The organism is Streptomyces sp. NPDC002787, assembly GCF_053592095.1.
In genome coordinates, this window is sequence record NZ_JBSFVC010000042.1 from 47,120 (window position 1) to 64,745 (window position 17,626).

The 17,626-nt window shown below is 69.4% G+C and carries 14 protein-coding genes; 10 read left to right on the plus strand and 4 right to left on the minus strand.

The genetic code is table 11. The annotated features are described in order from the left end of the window. Window positions 1–14: 14 nt before the first annotated feature. The 5 genes from ilvN (at window position 15) to ACWD26_RS38925 (ending at window position 8,216) form a co-directional block, all read left to right on the plus strand. Window positions 15–542, plus strand: coding sequence for an acetolactate synthase small subunit (gene ilvN / locus ACWD26_RS38905; RefSeq protein WP_033526862.1), 528 nt, complete (start codon window positions 15–17; stop codon window positions 540–542). Window positions 543–660: 118 nt separating this feature from the next. Beyond that, complete coding sequence (gene ilvC, locus ACWD26_RS38910; RefSeq protein ID WP_451277591.1) at window positions 661–1,662, plus strand: ketol-acid reductoisomerase; 1,002 nt, start codon at window positions 661–663, stop codon at window positions 1,660–1,662. Window positions 1,663–1,891: 229 nt separating this feature from the next. Beyond that, window positions 1,892–3,481, plus strand: coding sequence for a phosphoglycerate dehydrogenase (serA, locus tag ACWD26_RS38915; RefSeq protein WP_451277593.1), 1,590 nt, complete (start codon window positions 1,892–1,894; stop codon window positions 3,479–3,481). Window positions 3,482–3,837: 356 nt separating this feature from the next. Continuing rightward, window positions 3,838–6,774, plus strand: coding sequence for a helix-turn-helix transcriptional regulator (locus ACWD26_RS38920; RefSeq protein WP_451277595.1), 2,937 nt, complete (start codon window positions 3,838–3,840; stop codon window positions 6,772–6,774). A gap of 200 nt (window positions 6,775–6,974) precedes the next feature. Next, window positions 6,975–8,216: an erythromycin esterase family protein gene (locus ACWD26_RS38925; protein ID WP_451277597.1), complete on the plus strand. Its 1,242-nt coding sequence runs from the start codon at window positions 6,975–6,977 to the stop codon at window positions 8,214–8,216. A gap of 80 nt (window positions 8,217–8,296) precedes the next feature. Here ACWD26_RS38925 and ACWD26_RS38930 read toward each other — a convergent pair whose 3' ends face one another. Further along, a complete protein-coding gene (locus tag ACWD26_RS38930; RefSeq protein ID WP_451277599.1) occupies window positions 8,297–9,955 on the minus strand; it encodes an IS1182 family transposase in 1,659 nt (552 codons plus the stop codon). 441 nt (window positions 9,956–10,396) lie between these two features. Further along, the gene (locus tag ACWD26_RS38935) at window positions 10,397–11,200 is read right to left on the minus strand and encodes a helix-turn-helix domain-containing protein (protein ID WP_451277601.1); all 804 of its coding nucleotides are present in this window, start codon (window positions 11,198–11,200) and stop codon (window positions 10,397–10,399) included. Window positions 11,201–11,206: 6 nt separating this feature from the next. Here ACWD26_RS38935 and ACWD26_RS38940 point away from each other — a divergent pair, with 6 nt between their 5' ends. Both ACWD26_RS38940 and ACWD26_RS38945 read left to right on the plus strand, forming a co-directional pair. Continuing rightward, window positions 11,207–11,578 (plus strand): DoxX family protein, encoded by a 372-nt coding sequence (locus ACWD26_RS38940; protein ID WP_451277603.1) that lies wholly within the window; start codon window positions 11,207–11,209, stop codon window positions 11,576–11,578. Window positions 11,579–11,757: 179 nt separating this feature from the next. Next, the gene (locus tag ACWD26_RS38945; protein ID WP_451277605.1) at window positions 11,758–12,258 is read left to right on the plus strand and encodes a pyridoxamine 5'-phosphate oxidase family protein; all 501 of its coding nucleotides are present in this window, start codon (window positions 11,758–11,760) and stop codon (window positions 12,256–12,258) included. Between the two features lie 329 nt (window positions 12,259–12,587). Here the strand turns inward: ACWD26_RS38945 and ACWD26_RS38950 are convergent, their stop codons facing one another. Together ACWD26_RS38950 and ACWD26_RS38955 are read right to left on the minus strand one after the other, a co-directional pair. Then, a complete protein-coding gene (locus ACWD26_RS38950) occupies window positions 12,588–13,526 on the minus strand; it encodes a hypothetical protein (protein ID WP_451277607.1) in 939 nt (312 codons plus the stop codon). Further along, window positions 13,523–13,879 carry a PadR family transcriptional regulator gene (locus ACWD26_RS38955; RefSeq protein ID WP_451277609.1) on the minus strand — a complete coding sequence of 119 codons (357 nt, stop codon included), beginning with the start codon at window positions 13,877–13,879 and terminating at the stop codon, window positions 13,523–13,525. The genes ACWD26_RS38950 and ACWD26_RS38955 overlap by 4 nt, the downstream gene beginning before the upstream one ends. A gap of 878 nt (window positions 13,880–14,757) precedes the next feature. Here ACWD26_RS38955 and ACWD26_RS38960 point away from each other — a divergent pair. The 3 genes from ACWD26_RS38960 (at window position 14,758) to ACWD26_RS38970 (ending at window position 17,517) form a co-directional block, all read left to right on the plus strand. Continuing rightward, window positions 14,758–15,468 carry a 2-phosphosulfolactate phosphatase gene (locus tag ACWD26_RS38960; protein ID WP_451277611.1) on the plus strand — a complete coding sequence of 237 codons (711 nt, stop codon included), beginning with the start codon at window positions 14,758–14,760 and terminating at the stop codon, window positions 15,466–15,468. A gap of 672 nt (window positions 15,469–16,140) precedes the next feature. Continuing rightward, the gene (locus tag ACWD26_RS38965) at window positions 16,141–16,755 is read left to right on the plus strand and encodes an HAD family hydrolase (RefSeq protein WP_451277613.1); all 615 of its coding nucleotides are present in this window, start codon (window positions 16,141–16,143) and stop codon (window positions 16,753–16,755) included. 285 nt (window positions 16,756–17,040) lie between these two features. After that, a complete protein-coding gene (locus ACWD26_RS38970; protein ID WP_451277615.1) occupies window positions 17,041–17,517 on the plus strand; it encodes a hypothetical protein in 477 nt (158 codons plus the stop codon). Window positions 17,518–17,626: the final 109 nt, after the last annotated feature.

A 17,626-nucleotide genomic window follows, 5' to 3' on the forward strand; every position in this document is an offset into this window, starting at 1 on the left:
AGACTGAACGAGACATGTCCAAGCACACGCTCTCCGTCCTGGTGGAGAACACCCCGGGCATCCTGGCCCGGATCGCCGCCCTCTTCTCCCGTCGCGGCTTCAACATCGACTCGCTCGCGGTCGGTGTCACCGAGCACCCCGAGATCTCCCGCATCACCATCGTGGTGACGGTGGTCGAGGAACTGCCGCTGGAGCAGGTGACGAAGCAGCTCAACAAGCTCGTCAACGTCCTGAAGATCGTCGAACTGGAGCCGGGCTCCGCCGTTCAGCGGGAACTCGTTCTGGTGAAGGTGCGCGCCGACAACGAGACGCGCTCCCAGATCGTCGAGATCGTCCAGCTGTTCCGCGCCAAGACCGTCGACGTCTCCCCGGAGGCCGTCACCATCGAGGCCACCGGCTCCAGCGACAAGCTGTCCGCCATGCTCAAGATGCTGGAGCCGTTCGGCATCAAGGAGCTGGTCCAGTCCGGCACGATCGCGATCGGCCGCGGCGCCCGTTCGATCACGGACCGCTCGCTGCGGGCCCTGGACCGGTCGGCCTAGGCGAGAGTCCGGGCGGTCGGGGGAACCCGGCCGCCCGTATACCGAGACCCCGAGACTTCACTTCCCCCCGCCGTCATACGGTGGGACGCAACACCTGCACTCAAGGAGAGAACCCAAAGTGGCCGAGCTGTTCTACGACGCTGACGCCGACCTGTCCATCATCCAGGGCCGCAAGGTCGCGGTCATCGGCTACGGCAGCCAGGGCCACGCCCACGCGCTGTCCCTGCGCGACTCGGGTGTCGATGTCCGCGTCGGTCTGCACGAGGGCTCCAAGTCCAAGGCGAAGGCCGAGGAGCAGGGCCTGCGCGTGGTGACCCCCTCGGAGGCCGCCGCCGAGGCCGACGTCATCATGATCCTCGTCCCGGACCCGATCCAGGCCCAGGTCTACGAGGACCACATCAAGGACAACCTGAAGGACGGCGACGCGCTGTTCTTCGGCCACGGCCTGAACATCCGCTTCGGCTTCATCAAGCCCCCGGCCGGTGTCGACGTCTGCATGGTCGCCCCCAAGGGCCCGGGCCACCTGGTCCGCCGCCAGTACGAGGAGGGCCGCGGCGTTCCGTGTATCGCCGCCGTCGAGCAGGACGCCACGGGCAACGCCTTCGCGCTGGCCCTGTCGTACGCCAAGGGCATCGGTGGCACCCGCGCCGGCGTCATCAAGACGACCTTCACCGAGGAGACCGAGACCGACCTCTTCGGCGAGCAGGCCGTTCTCTGCGGTGGTACGGCCGCGCTGGTGAAGGCGGGCTTCGAGACGCTGACCGAGGCCGGCTACCAGCCGGAGATCGCGTACTTCGAGTGCCTGCACGAGCTGAAGCTGATCGTCGACCTCATGTACGAGGGCGGCCTGGAGAAGATGCGCTGGTCGATCTCCGAGACCGCCGAGTGGGGCGACTACGTCACCGGCCCCCGGATCATCACGGACGCCACCAAGGCCGAGATGAAGAAGGTCCTCGCCGAGATCCAGGACGGCACCTTCGCCCAGGCGTGGATGGACGAGTACCACGGCGGTCTGAAGAAGTACAACGAGTACAAGACCCAGGACTCCGAGCACCTGCTGGAGACCACGGGCAAGGAGCTGCGCAAGCTCATGAGCTGGGTCAACGACGAAGAGGCGTGATCGATCAGGGTCGGCCGTGGCGGGGTTCACCCGGTGCCGCGGCCGGCCTTGTTTCACGTCCGGGTGATCCTTCCGCAGTGGAGTGAGCCGACGCCCCCGGCGCCACTACACTGCTGCACTACATACGCGTCAGGCCCACAGCGTCGTGCGTCTTCCACGCGGCCACCACCCTCCACCGCCTGCGGCCGTCGGGACGGCCGTCCGCAGCATTGGACTTGTGAGGACTCACGTGAGCTCGAAACCAGTCGTACTGATCGCTGAAGAGCTGTCGCCCGCCACCGTGGACGCGCTCGGTCCGGACTTCGAGATCCGGCAGTGCAACGGAGCGGACCGAGCCGAACTGCTCCCGGCCATCGCCGACGTCGACGCGATCCTGATCCGCTCGGCCACCAAGGTCGACGCCGAGGCGATCGCCGCCGCGAAGAAGCTGAAGGTCGTCGCGCGGGCCGGCGTCGGCCTGGACAACGTGGACGTCTCCGCCGCCACCAAGGCCGGCGTGATGGTCGTCAACGCCCCCACCTCGAACATCGTGACCGCCGCCGAGCTGGCCTGCGGTCTGCTGCTGGCCACCGCCCGCCACATCCCGCAGGCGAACACGGCGCTGAAGAACGGCGAGTGGAAGCGCAGCAAGTACACGGGCGTGGAGCTGGCCGAGAAGACCCTCGGCGTCGTCGGCCTCGGCCGCATCGGTGCCCTGGTGGCCCAGCGCATGTCCGCCTTCGGCATGAAGGTCGTCGCCTTCGACCCCTACGTGCAGCCCGCGCGGGCCGCGCAGATGGGCGTCAAGGTGCTGTCCCTGGACGAGCTGCTCGAGGTCTCCGACTTCATCACCGTCCACCTGCCCAAGACCCCCGAGACGGTCGGCCTGATCGGCGCCGAGGCGCTGCACAAGGTCAAGCCGTCGGTGCGCATCGTCAACGCCGCGCGCGGTGGCATCGTCGACGAGGCCGCGCTGTACTCGGCGCTCAAGGAGGGCCGGGTCGCGGGCGCGGGCCTCGACGTGTACGCCAAGGAGCCCTGCACCGACTCGCCGCTGTTCGAGCTGGACGAGGTCGTCTGCACCCCGCACCTGGGCGCGTCGACCGACGAGGCCCAGGAGAAGGCCGGCGTCGCGGTCGCGCGGTCCGTGCGCCTCGCTCTCGCGGGTGAGCTGGTGCCGGACGCGGTGAACGTCCAGGGCGGTGTCATCGCCGAGGACGTCAAGCCGGGTCTGCCGCTCGCCGAGCGCCTCGGCCGGATCTTCACCGCGCTGGCCGGTGAGGTCGCGGTGCGGCTCGACGTCGAGGTGTACGGCGAGATCACCCAGCACGACGTGAAGGTGCTGGAGCTGTCCGCGCTCAAGGGTGTCTTCGAGGACGTCGTCGACGAGACGGTCTCCTACGTCAACGCTCCGCTGTTCGCGCAGGAGCGTGGCGTCGAGGTCCGGCTGACGACCAGCTCGGAGTCCCCGGACCACCGCAATGTCGTCACCGTGCGCGGCACGCTCGGCAGTGGTGAGGAGGTGTCGGTGTCCGGCACGCTGGCCGGGCCGAAGCACCACCAGAAGATCGTGGCCGTCGGCGACTACGACGTCGACCTCGCCCTCGCCGATCACATGGTCGTCTTCCGTTACGTCGACCGGCCCGGTGTCGTGGGTACGGTGGGGCGGATCTTCGGTGAGGCCGGGATCAACATCGCGGGCATGCAGGTGGCCCGCTCCGCGGCCGGCGGGGAGGCGCTCGCGGTTCTGACCGTCGACGACACGGTTCCCCAGCCGGTGCTCGCCGAGGTGGCGGAGGAGATCGGTGCGACGTCGGCGCGATCGGTGAACCTGGTCTGAGGATCGGTTCTCTTCGTTCTCGCGCCGAGGCGGGTCCTGGCCACCTGGGGGTGGCCGGGGCCCGCCTTCGCGTTGCCGGGTGCGGGTCCGGTGGGGGCTGGTCACGCAGTTCCCCGCGCCCCTGAAAAGCAGGGCTGCGCCCCGTGCTTTTCGGCCCGAAGGGGCCGTGTCTTTCAGGGGCGCGGGGAACTGCGGGAGAAGCCCCACCGGAGGCGCGGCTGGGGGTCGACGGGGCGCAGCCCCTGGTGGGGGCACCTCCCGCTCGAGCGAAGCCGAGAGTGGGGGAGGGACGGGTAGGGGCGGCGGGGGCGGAAATCCCGGCCGTGGGCGGCAGGGCTCCATGTCAGGATGACCGGGTGTCACAGAACATATTCCACGCACCGTTCATCGGGCGGGACGAAGAGTTCGCTCGGCTGAGGGACGTGCTGGACCGGGCCGGGCGCGGCGAACCCCGGGCCGTACTGGTCGCCGGGGACGCGGGCGTGGGCAAGAGCCGGACGCTCGCGGAGGCGTCGGCGTACGCGGCGCGCAACGGGACGGCCGTGCTCACCGGGCACTGCGTGGACCTGGGCGATGTCGGCCTGCCGTATCTTCCGTTCACGGAGATCCTGGGCGCTGTCGCCGCGGATGAACGATTCGCCCCGCTTCTCCAGGCGCACCCGGCCACCACCCGCCTCCTCGGCGGCAGCGCGGACGGCGGCGACCGGCTGCAGCTCTTCGAGGGCATCGCCGCGCTCCTGGCGGACCTCGCCGAGCGGACGCCCGTCCTGCTCGTGCTGGAGGACCTGCACTGGGCCGACCAGTCCTCACGGGATCTGCTGCGTTTCCTGCTCAGCCGGGCCGTGCTCCAGCGGCCCACCCCCGGCACCCCCGCCCATCGCCTCGCCGTCTTCGCCTCGTACCGCGCGGACGACCTGCACCGCCGCCACCCGCTGCGCCCCCTCCTCGCCGAGCTGGTGCGGCTGCCCGCCGTGGAGCGGCTGGAGCTGAAGCCGATGCCGGACACGGAGGTCGCGCGGCTGGTGCGGTCGCTGCGCGCCGAGCCGCTGCCCGAGGCCACGGTCGGCCGGATCGTCGAGCGGGCCGAGGGCAACGCGTTCTACGCGGAGGAGTTGCTGGCCGCGACGGCGGACGAGCCCGGGGCCGTGCTGCCGAGCGGTCTGGCCGACGTCCTGCTGATCCGGATCGAGCAACTGCCCGGCCCCGCCCAGCAGGTGCTGCGCACGGCGGCGGTGGCGGGCCGCAGGGTCGAGCACGACCTGCTGCGGGACGCCGTACAACTCCCGGACGACGAGTTGGAGTCGGCGCTGCGGGAGGCGGTCGGCCGGCAGTTGCTGCTGCCGGGCGAGGGGGCGACGTACGAGTTCCGGCACGCCCTCACCCGGGAGGCGGTCTACGCGGATCTGCTGCCGGGCGAACGGGTGCGGCTGCACGGCGTGTTCGCCAAGCTGCTGGCCCGGCGGGGCCGTGCGGGGGAGAGCGCCGAGCGCGCCCATCACTCACGCGAGAGCCATGATCTCACCGACGCGCTGACCGCGTCCGTCGAGGCCGCCGACCACGCGCACGGGATCGGGGCACCCGCCGAGGAGCTGCGGCATCTGGAGGGCGCCCTCGATCTGTGGTCGTCCGTGGAGGCCGGGGCCCGCCCCCGCGACCTCGACACGGTCACCCTGACCCTGCGCGCCTCGGCGGCGGCCGTGCGCGCCGGGGAGAACCATCGCGCGGTCTCCCTCACGCGGTCCGCGCTCGCCGGGGCCGGTCCGGACGCGGATTCGGAGCTGGCCGCCCGGTTGCGCTACACCCTCGCCGGCGACCTGATGCGCGTGGACCACCTGGACGCCGCGTTCCGGTACAGCAGCGAGGCACTGGCGATGATCCCCGCCGAGCCCCCGTCCCGTACCTGGGTGTGGGCGGCTGCCACGCATGTGATGGCGGCGCGGTACGTGGGGGAGAACGAGGAGGCCGGGCGGGTCGCGGGAGACGCGCTGCGCGTCGCCGAGCGGCTCGAACTGGCCGACGCCCAGGCCGACTTGATCATCTCCGTGGTCGGTCTGGCACCCCGGAGCAACCGGCGTACGCGGGAGGGCCGGGCGCGCCTGTGTCACGCCCGTGAGCTGGCCCGCCGTGCGGACAACGTCCCCGTGGAGATGCGAGCCCTGTTCAACCTCGCCATCGGCTGCTTCGAGTCCGGCGATCTCGACGAATGCCTCACCTGGCTCTCCGAGGGCCTGGAACGGGCGGGTCGCACCGGGCTCCTCTCCTCCCCGTACCCGGTGGAGATGCGCTACCTCCACTCCCTGTGCCTGTACACCCTGGGCCGCTGGGACGAGTGCGCCCGCTCGGCCGCCGACGCCGACCGGCTGCCCGCCGCGGGCGGTTACGCGGTAGGGCCCGCCCTGTACGTCGCCCTCGCGCGCGGCGACGAGACCGCCGTCGAGCGGGCACGGGCGCTCCTGGAGGGGCCGTACGACTGGATGGCCGGCCTCGTCGCGGGCGTCGCCCTCACCGAGGCGGCCGTTCTACGGCGCGATCCGGAGGCCGCGGTCGGGCAGTTCCGTACGACCGTCGCCGCCCTCTCCGACGAGGCGGGGTGCCGGCCCGATGTCACCGTCCGGCTCGCCGCGCTCACCCTCGGGGCGATCGCGGACGCGGTGGTGGAGCGGCGGTCCGCCGGGGACGAGGAGGCGGTGCTGCGCTGGGCCTCCACCGGGGAGGAACTGGTCGAGCTGGCTCGGGCCGACGCCACGAAGGGCGAGGACGGTATCGAGCAGGGACCGGAGGGGGCGGCCTGGCTGGCGCGGGCCGAGGCGGAGTGGGCGCGGGTGCGCACCGGCCCCGAGGTGGGAGCCTGGCGGCGGGCGGTGGACGCGTTCTCGTACGGCGATCCCTACGAGAGGGCCCGGTGCCGGCTGCGGCTGGCGGAGGCGTTGTTGGGGGAGGGGGCGCGGGAGGAGGCCCTGGCGGAGATCCGGGCGGCTGGGGAGACCGCCGACCGGCTGGGTGCGGCGGTGTTGCGTGCGGCTCTCGACGCGCTGGTCCGTCGGGGGCGGTTGGCGGAGAGGTCCGGCGACAGGGGTGTTCCCGCCCTGACCGCGCGGGAGAGTGATGTGCTGCGGTTGCTCGCGCTCGGGCGTACCAATCGGCAGATCGGCGACGAGCTGTTCATCACCGGGAAGACGGCCAGCGTGCATGTGTCCAACATCCTGGCCAAGTTGGGGGCGGCGAGTCGTACGGAGGCGGTGGCGATCGCGTATCGGGAAGGGCTGATCGCGGCGGCGGGGTCGTCGCCCTGATGGGGCTCGCCCCCGCCGCCCCTTCGACACTGTTGGCCAATTCAGTCCGTCGCGTTGTGTGTAGCACTGCACCGCCTCGTGCGGCTCTCCCAGATGAACTTTGCAGCCGGGGTGAGGGGCGGGCCTGACGGCCATGCTCACTGAGTGCATGACGGCATGGGTAGTGTCGTCGGGCGTGGCGGCGACGGAGGGGGAAGGCCGTGTCTGATGAGGTGACGAGTTGGTTGGCCCGGACCGCTTTACCTCTGAGCGGCCTGACCGCAGGCGTGTCCACTGCTGACCTCCAGCCGCTGAAGAGCATCCTCGACGGCGTGCGGATCGTGGGCTTGGGGGAGGCCACGCATGGGACGAGTGAGTTCTTCCAGCTCAAGCACCGCTTGCTGGAGTTCCTCGTCGAGGAGATGGGATTTTCGGTCCTGGCCATGGAGGCCAGCGCATCGGCTGGCCCGGCAGTGGACGCCTACGTCCGCCAAGGCGTCGGTGACGCCGCGGAGGTGCTTGCCGGGTTGGGGTTCTGGACCTGGCGGACCCGTGAGGTGCTCGGGATGATCGAGTGGATGCGCGAGTACAACCGGGGGCGCCCAGAAGATCAAAAGGTGCGTTTTGTGGGTATCGACCCGCAACAGTGCGGTGGCTCCCTGGCTGTGCTCGGCTCCTTCCTGCGCAAGGTGGCACCGGATCGCGAGGCCGGACTTCTCTCCCCGCTCCGCGTGCTGGCCAAGGCATATCCGGGATCGCAACCTGATCCTCAGCGGCGCCTGGTGCACGATGCAGAAGAACTGCTGGGGTTCCTCCATGGACGCGACCCCGGAGCGGCCGACGCTCTCCGGCATGCCCGAATTATGGTGCAGGCCGCCGACTTGGTGACGCGAGCCAGGCAGCACACCAACCCGGAGCAGACAGTCTTCGCCGCACGCGACCGGTACATGGCCGAGGCCGTCGGGGAACTCCTCGATGACCCAGCCACCAAGATCGCGCTCTGGGCTCACAACGGGCACATCACCAAGAGCCGTTACGGTGGCGCGGTACCGGCGATGGGGCAGCACCTGCATGCACGGTTCGGCGACGCCTACTACGCACTCGGTCTGCTGTTCGGCAGCGGCTCCTTCCGCGCCCGTCGGATGTGGCCTGGCCCTTGGTCTCGTCCCCGAGCCGGCGCCCTCGTCACCAACCGGATCGGCCCCGCCCGCCCGGACACCGTGGAAGCCCAGCTCGCCACCGCCAGTCCGGGAAACCATCTCGTGGACCTGCGCAGCGCAGCCAACGCGCCGACGGCAGTACGGGAATGGCTGAACGGTCGGCATCGCATGCGAAGTTTCGGCGCCGTGGTGCCGCGCTGGTTTTATCGCTTCAACCTGATCCCTGCCTCACTGGCCGAGGAGTACGACGGACTGGCCTACGTCGCAGTGTCGACAGGTTCCCACCCTCTCCCGACCTCCTAGACGCTCCCCATTCCCGGCCGGAGCAAGCTCAAGAGCAGTCTGCGGAGGCAACGCGGACCGCTGATCCACTGTCACAACGGCTACTCAGTAGGCCGGAGAGCCGCCAGGTGAGACATACGCGTGCGGGCTCGTGGGGTTTTTGTCCACCAGGCATTGAGGCGATGAAAGTTCATCGCGGTGGCGGTGAGCTGGTGCTGTAGCTGGGCCTTGGCGAGACCGTGATAGCGGCATCGCCGCAGGCCGAAGGCTCGCACGCCCTGGGAGATCGTGCCTTCGACACCGGCCCGGTGTGCGTACTGTTCCTTCCACTCCTGGGTGTCTTCCTGGGCTCGTGCGTGCTGGATCGCCTCATACTCCGCTTGGGGGCGGAGCGTGATCCGACGGCCCATGTCCGACTTGTTGTTGGAGCGGGTGCACTGCTCTCGGGCCTTGCAGGGAAGGCAGGCAGCCGTGGGGAACCGTGCCCGGACCACGGCTGTCCCCTCCTGGGAGCGGTCTTCGGTCCAACGGCTGCTGGTCGCGCCGTTGGGACAGGTCACCTGCCGGTTCTCCCAGTCGATGGCGAAGTCAGCCTGGGAGAAGCCACCGCCGTCCTTGGTCTGCCAGCTGGTGGACGCGAGGATTGGGCCCACCAGGTTGACTTTGTGATTCCGGCGGGCGGCGACCACTTCCCGCGCTGTCGCGTAGCCCGCGTCGACCAGGTGGCGCTCGGGCAGGAGGTCGCGCTCGGCGAGGTGGGTGTGGATCGGGGCGACCAGCCGCACGTCCTGGACAGTGGAGTCGGTCGTGGCGACGTGCGTGATCAGGTTCGGGCTGTCCGGCTCGCAGGTCTCGGTGAGGTGGACCTTGTAGCCGTCCCAGAAGATGCCGCGCTTCACGCTGCCCCGTGCGTCGGTGTCGTAGGGCGTGACCAGCCGCTCCGCGCCCGGCGGGCGGTCCTTGAGGTCCCGGCGACGGACCTGTCCGTCGTCGACGAAGTACTGCTGGATCCACATCTGCCGCAGGGCCTGAACCCGTGGAAGCTGACGCAGGGACGCAGGGGCCTCGGGTGCGTGCAGGGTCGCCAGCAGGCTCAGCCCGTCGGCGCCGATCTGCTCGATCAGCTCGGTCTGCTTGGCCTTCCCTTTGGGCAGCCGGGTGTCCTCGAACCGGATCGCGTACCGGTCGAACCATTCAGCCGGAGCCCATCCGGCCAGCCACTCCGGCTCATGGGCCGCCACGCTGTTCAACGCGGCACGCAGGGTCTCACCGAGCCGCACCAGTCCGTTGATCTGCCGGGCGGCGGACAGCACGATCGTGGAGTCCGTGCGCGCACGGCCACCGGCTTTGAGTAAACCGTGCTCCGCGGCTGCTTCAAGGACCCGATCCAGAAGCTCGATCCCGGCGCCTCCCGCGATCAGCCGGTCCCTGAACTCGGTGAATACTGAGTGGTCGAACCCCGGATCAGCCAGCTCCAGACCGAGGAGGTACTTCCAGTCCAGCCGTCCGCGCACCGCGTCCGCGGCCTGCCGATCCGACAGGCCCTCGGCGAACTGCATGACCGACACCAACGCCAGCCTGCCCGGCGACCAAGCCGGCTTTCCCCTGCTCGGATACAGCCCGGCGAAGTCCGCGTCCGAGAACAGCTCGCCCAACTCGTCACGGACCCGCATCGCCAGGCTGCCCTTCGGGAACGCGGCCCGCGCCACCCGGGCCGTCTCCTCAGGAACCCCGTCGATCTTCCTGGCGTGCAACGACACCGACACTCTCCCCAAACACAACGTCGGCCTTCACGACCACAACGGGTCGTGAAGGTTAACGTCACGTTCAGGCCCCGGATTCGCCAACAGTGTCTCGCAACTGCCGAGGGTCAGGGCGTTCTGCATCGTAGCCACCCCTGATCCCTGGCCGGGCAGGAGCGCTTAGCTATCTGTTCCGCTAGGGCCTGTGCGGAGTCGTGATCACGGCGCGGGCTGGAGGGTGCGGACCCAGATGACGGCACCGCGCAAGTGCAGGCCGGCAAGGTAGCTCTCGGGAGTCGTAGCGGGTGGCGATGCCGCGCCATGCCTTGAATTTGTTGATCACGGCAGGCATGCAGGTGGCCCCGGACGTCCTGGAAGCGCCCGGGCCGTAGCCGAGGGAAAAGGGCAGCAGCGAGGAACAAAGCGATCTCGTCTTCAGGGGCCGCCTCTTACGCTCCGTTACTCGACATCTCGAGGCGTGAAGGGTGGCCGCATCCAGTCGTCCCGGAAACCATATGGTGCAGCGCACCGCAGAGACGAAGGCGTACGCCCGGTGAAGTCCCGGGCGGTACGGGTGAGGTGAGCCTGATCGGCAAAGCCCGCGGTTGCTGCAGCGAGGGCGGCGGTCTGGCCCGGCAAGCCGGTGATCGCGATACGGAGCCGGCCCCAGCGGCGCAGGCGGGTGAGCGTGATGCCCACGTCCCGCCCGACCAGGGCGCGCATCCGCGGGGCCGACAGACCAACTTCCTCGGCGACCGAGGCAAGGGGCATGTCCGGATCACACGACGTGCACAGGCGGACGGCGTGGGCGACCCGCGGATCGAGTGAGGCTGGGCGTCCGGCAAGTGCCCGCAGTTCTGCGTATCCGGCGGCCAGGTCCACTCGGGTGTCGGGCCCGTCGGAACCGGTGCTGCCCAGCGCCGCCAGCAGGCGGCGGACCTCGTCCACACCGAGCAGGATCGGCTCCGGCCGGGACGGCAGTAGCCAGGCGTCGACGAACAGGGCGACGTAGGAAGAGGTCACCGCGCACGCGTGGGCCAACTGGGGCGGGACGATCAGTCCAGGAGCAGCCAGGGCCGGCTGTCCCGGCCGGAAGATTCCGGCGTGGCCGCCGAGCGGCAGCACGACTTTCCATGCCGGCAGACGGTGTGAGCCGACACGGAACGGGTGGGACTCGGCGAACATCGTCGCCTCGCCTGCGGAAGCGCAAACGACGCGGCGATCGTTTTGTTCAAGCGCCCATGCGCGGGGTGAACGGAGCATCGTGCCATGGAGGTTATCGCTGCTGCCGGGCTGGCTGTCTTTCTCGTCGCCACGGGGGTCATGCACTTTCTGGCCCCGGACTACTTCCGCACGCTGATACCCGCCTGGCTCCGCCGGCCACGGCTCCTCGTGGCCGGCAGCGGGGCGGCAGAGATCGTGGTGGGTGTGCTGGTGCTGGTTCCGCGCACCCGGGCGGCCGGGAGCCTGTCCGCCGCAGTCCTCGTCACTTGCTATCTGGTGTCCCACGTGGACGCGCTGCGACGCGCCCGGCCGGACCGGCCCCGGTTACTGGAGCGACCGGTGGGCGCGGGGGCCCGGCTGGTGGTGAACGTCCTCTACATCATGTGGGCGGTCGCTGTGGCCAGGTCGGGACCTTGACGCCATCACCTGGCTACCAGGCAGCCGGCGCGGGGAGCACCTGACCGACGGCAGGTCTGACGATCAAGGAGGTGAGCCCATTGAGCGACACCACAGCCGGAACGAACAACGCCAAAGCCGGGTCCGACAAGGGACCACGCGCGGGGAGACCACGACGTACTGCGGGAAGCGAGGTAGCAATGCAGCTGGACGACGCCATGCGCAGGACGGTTACGGTTCAGGGGCTGGGATTCGTCGCAACCGTTCGCCCCGACGGCAGCCCGAGTCTGTCGCCCAAAGGAACCACGGAGGTATGGGACGACGAACACCTCGTCTTCCTGGACCTGCGCTCGCCCGGAACAGTGGCCAATCTCGCCTCGAACCCGGCAGTCGAGATCAATGTGGTCGACCCAGTGCTGCGCAAGGGGTATCGATTCCACGGCCGCGGTGAGGTACTCACCGAAGGGCTTACGTACGATCAAGTCGTACGCCGTTTCACGGACAAGCGCGGCACCAACCCCAGCCGTGTGAAGTCGGTTGTGCTGATACGCGTGTTGTGGGTCGAGCGCCTCATCTCACCTGCCTACGACAGCGGAGCCAGCGAAGAAGACATATCTGCGCAATGGCGGACGCGCTTGACTGCCTGCGAAGAACGCACAGGCAACGGCAGCTGCCACAGGGCGCAGTCTTCGTCACCGTAGGCTTCGGGCCGGGCACTGACGCGCACCGATGCCAGGGCCCGTGCAAGGTAGCTCACGGGGAGTCTTGCCGACCGACCGGCCGCCCCACTGGCCGCTTGATCTTCTGCCAGCTGTCCAGCCTGACGCTCCGCCCCAACAGCGTGACCGACGCACCTGTGAGCCTCATCAACCGAGGAGTACAAGCACACGTGCTTGAACTCCTCGGCGTCGACGAGACACGACCCCGCTGGCTGGGGACCTAACTCCCTATGTGCGAAGTCTCCGGCTAGCAGGAGGCCCGGCAGAAGCGCCGGGCCGATCCGGGGTGCGGCCCGGGGTCCCGGAGCCAGCTATGCCGCGCTCGGCGGGGTTGACTGGAAGTGGCGCCGGCGCGCGCGGAGGAAGGGCACCGTGATGCTGAGCAGGACCAGGAGCAGGACCACCACGCCCGCGGGGGTGAGCTGGACCGTCACCTGCAGCGTGGTGGGCAGCACGGCCACCGCCACGCCCGCGACGGTCAACCGGTTACGCGTGCCGAAGAGCAGGGCGATCGCGAGGACCCCGGCCCACAGTATCCCGGCCCACAGCGGGCCGGTGACGCTGAGAACGCCCAGCGTGAAGGGGTAGTACGTCTCGATGAGCTGCACGCTCGACACCAGGACGGCCGCCAGGGCGGTGGTTCCCATGATCGTGCGGCGTTGTGACAGGCCGAGCAGATCCCTGGGTGCGGCGAGGACGACGGCGCCGGTGAGCAGCGGCACGGCCAGTCGGATCACTGCGATCGATGGGGTGCCGTGGAAGCCGGAGGAGGCGAACGCGGCCAACAGGACGTCGGCCAGGCACAGCACCATCGCCGGCACGACCAGTGCACGGGCCAGGGTCCAGCGCCCGGTCCAGACAGCCGTGAGCGCCGCCAGCCAGAGCAGCGGCGTGAGGCCCGTGTTGGCCAGGCTCAGCACATTCGGGGGCGAGGACGCCGGCAAGGTCCGGACGCCGGGGGCGAAGAGCCACAACAGGCCCGCCACGAAGCTACCCGTCGCCACGGCGACAGCCAGCGGGGCCGCCTGCGCAAGGACCTGACCCGCCATCCGGTCGGAGCCCAGGCCGGTGCGCCGCCGCAGGCCATGGCCGGCGACATCGAGCGCCTCGCGCAGCCGACCGAGCGGGCCGGCATCCTGCGTCGCCTCGGCATAGATCGCGGTCAACTCGGCTTCGTGCTCAGCGCGGTAGGCGGCCGGATGGAGGCGCAGCGCCCAGCGGAACGCGAGTGAGCTGTGCTGCTGCGTCATGCCAGGGCCCCTTTCGGGCGGATGGCGTGGGCGCGACGGGCGGCCAGTCGACGCTCCGCCTCGGCGACGACAGCACGCAGCCGCTCCGCCTCGGCGGCCAGCACGTCTCGGCCGGCCTCGGCGAGGGCGTAGACCTTGCGCGCCCGACCGTCCACGACCTCCTCGCGCTCGACCCGGATCAGGCCCTGCTGGACCAGCCGGTCCAGCGCGCCGTAGAGAGTACCGGTGCGCATCCGCACACGGCCCTGGGAGATCGCGTCGATCTCCTGAATCAGTCCATAGCCGTGCCTGGGCTCGTCGGCCAGGGCCGTGAGCAGGAGCAGCGTCGGCTCCTGAAGCGGTCGCTCATTCATGCCACCTATATATATCATCGACCGGCATATGCTGTCGATTGATTCATCGTTCTGCCGCCCGGAAGCCCGATCCGCTGACTGGGGGCCTGGCCGCTGTGGCGGCGGCACGCCAGCGGGCTGATATCGCCCAGTACCCCATCGCACAGACACACCAGGCCAGAAGGCCCTCACCCATTTCAAGATCGCACGTCAATGATCGATGTCACCAACCTCCGAGGACAGAACGCCTTTCCTCACCAAGCTGCGGATGTCGCCCCGTTACGCGACCACGCTGTTGCGGCCGTGCTCGTGCTGACCAACACCGAAGTCGCACGCTGACGGGCCCGGCAGACGATCTTGGGCACGGACAACCGCCACCAGGTCGGCCGGTGTGTAGGAGGCGCGGACCCGGTCCTCGCCCGCGTTCGGGCCGAAGCCGAGGAAGTTGAGGCTGGGGCCGGACGAGAAGGGCTGGAGTGCTGTGAAGAGCTTCTCGTAGAGCGGGCGGGTGTCCTCGGCGGTGGCTCCGAACAGCAGGGTGACGACGGACAGAAGGTAGGGAGCGTCCCGGTGGGCCGCGGATTGCCCGGGACTCGGCCATCGTCGTCCGGCACGGGCCGCGCCCCCAGTCGAAGACCGGCCCCCGACCGCGCCCGACTCAGTTCCGCGAAGGCCGGGATCGCGGTTGCGACCCGCATCCTTTGTCGTTCCCCGCTCTCTGCCTGAGTCCGTGACTGTCCGCCGTCCTTCCCCCGCCACGCTCTGGACGGAGCTGAGGTCCGCGCCGCGCTCGCAACTCGAGGGCATGCCCGCGAGGTAGCCGCCCTGCAGATCCCGAGTCGCCGGAAGATCGTAAATGTGGCTTGTGGACAGCTTCAGCGGGCTGCAACCATCCCGGCATGGACTCTCGAGTAGTCGGAATACCCGACGTGGACGGCACCGAACAGGTGGCGGTTGTAATCGATGTGATGCGAGCGTTCACCACTGCCGCATGGGCCTTCCACCGCGGGGCAGACAAGATCGTCCTCGCTGCCGACGAGGGCGAGGCACTGGCGATCAAGGCGCGTCACCCGGGCTGGCTTGCGCTCAAGGATGGGGCACCGGTCAGCGGGTTCGACCTCGTCAACTCCCCTGGGCTGATCCAGGAGGCCGACCTGGCCGGCCGCACCGTGATCCAAAAGACCACCGCGGGAACGGTTGGGGCCCTGGCGGTCGTCGAGGCCAAATTAGCGCTATGCGCCAGTTTCGTCGTCGCCGGCGCGACGGCCCGGGCCCTGGCCGATGCTGGCGCCGACTCAGTGACGTTCGTGGCCACCGGCGAGGACGGCCGTGCCGCCGAGGATCTGGCCTGCGCCGAGTACTTGGATCGGCTCCTGGCCGAGGACCGTCTCGACCCCGGCCCCTATCTGCACCGAGCCCGCACCTCCCCAGCCGCGGACGACCTGCGCAACGGGCGACGCCTCGGTGCTCACCCCACCGATGTGGAGTTGTGCTTGGAGGTCGACCGGTTCGACTTCGCCATGCAGGTCGGGCTCGACGACGGGATGGCGGTGCTGCGGCCGCTCCGGACTCGACCAGATGCGGTGTCCGCTGTACACCGCGCACGGTAATTAATGAGCCGTTCCCGCCTCATGCTGACGCGAGGTGGAGGGTGAGGACGGCCTTGCCAATGTCGGTACGAGTTCAACAGGCCGACGACCATCGTCGTCGACCACGAGGACTCACTCGATACCCGGACCGGCCGGGAACGCGGCATCCTGCGCCAGGGCCGGAAGCGGCAACTATTCCTGACGTGCGATCAAGGGTGCTCTTGTGCGGCCGCTGTGCCGTTCCAACCGAAGAACTACCCGGTACTGACTGATGATCGGCGGACTCGTCGTCATGGCGCTCACCGCCGTGACAATCACCACCCCCGAATTCCTCGGCCACCAAGGAGCCGCCACCGCCCTGATCCTGGCCACAGCGGCCCACTGGGCGGCGGACTTCGTGGTGGCCACGACGTTCCTCCGCTGGTCCAACACCTGTCCTGGCCGGCATATTCGCGCTGTACGCCGCGATCACCGGGGCGTCGGCACGGGCACTGGCCCAGTACATGCCCAAGGCACGAGGTAAGCCACTCGTGGCCGCGGCGCGGCCCACGCCCGCCAGCTCCACGCAGTGACTGCCGACCGATCGCGGACCGACCGCGCACCCCCAGCCCGAGCATCCGCGCCCCTGCGTCACGGACACCGGCGCAGACCCTGACCCCGTACACCCACCCCCCCCGGACCCAGAAGGCACCCATGCACCCCGACCTTGCCCCCCGCCACGCCAGTTGTCTGCTTTTCGACTGGGACGGCACCCTGGTCGACAGCCAGTACGCCAACTACCGCGCCATGGCCGCCGTCCTTTCCCCCCAAGGCGTGGAACTCCCACAGGAATGGTTCGACGCACGCACCGGAATCTCGTCCGCGGAGATGATCCGCACCCTGGCCGACGAGCGCTCCCTGCGGCTGACCCGCCCCGTGGAAGAACTCGTCGCCGACCGCGATCGGATCTTCCTCGAACAGGCCCACACCGTACGACCGCACCCGGAGGTGCTCCGGGTCGTCGAGGCCATGCACGGCCGGATCCCCATGGCGGTGGCATCCGGCGGAGCCCGTCACGTCATCGAGGCAACCCTGCGCCACCAGCCGTTCAGCGACCACTTCGACACCCTCGTGACCCGTGACGACGTCGACCGCGGAAAGCCCGCACCCGACATCTTCCTGCGCGCGGCCGAGCTGCTCGGGGCTCACCCCTCGCGCTGCACCGTCTACGAGGACAGTGACGAGGGCGTCGAAGCGGCCCACACGGCGGGCATGACCGTCATCGACGTACGCCCCTACACCGGCATTCGCCCCCGGTCTGGCACGTAATCCCAAGTGGCTCCACGCACCAGCCCCGCCCCCAGCCAGCGGCACTCACACCAATTCTCGTCCTCGGTGGCGGGCTCGATGCCGAGGATGTGCTCGCACATCACTGCTGCACGGTGGTGAGTTTGTCCCAGCCCAGCTGGACCGACCTGAGCCACCGTCCCAGATGCAGGGCCTCCGAGCCGCCAGCACGGAGACACCACCGGCCGCTACCTGGCAGGCTCCAACAAGGGAACCGACTACTTGATCATCCGCGTCAAGCCCAACTGGTACTGAGGGAAGATGCGTATGAAGAAACGGGTCATCCTGCTGTGCGGCGGCGTGCTCGTCGTAGCCGGGATCGCCGCAGTGGGGTGGAACTGGTTCCGGGCACCCTATGCCCTGGCCGATTCGCCCAGGGTCGATGTGACGGTGCGCGCGGAGACGTCCGTGTACCCCGACGTAGAGGAGACGGCCGAGGACGTCGACACCCTCGTCCGGATCTATGTGCAACGGCTCAAAGACGGGGACGCCAAGGGACTCGCCGAGCTCGCCGGGCCCGCCTACAAGCAGCCCGGAGCGGCCGCAGCCAAGTATGTACGCGAGTACGGCAAAGCAGCGGGCGGGCACGTCGAGGTCACTGTGCTGGAGGGGTCCGTCGACTACTTCAACCCGGTGACGGTGGCGTATGAGGAGACCGGTCAGCAGCAGGAACTGCTGGTAGTCAAGGACGACGGACACTGGTGGTTCGGCCTCGGCGACGGCGATCCAGCGGCCGGCAACTAGTGTCCTGCGCCAGGGATCCGTCGGCAGAGGCGGGCGAGGGAGTCGAGGATTTCTTCGGCTGTCTTGGTCCAGATGAACGGCTTGGGGTCTTCGTTCCAGACCTTGACCC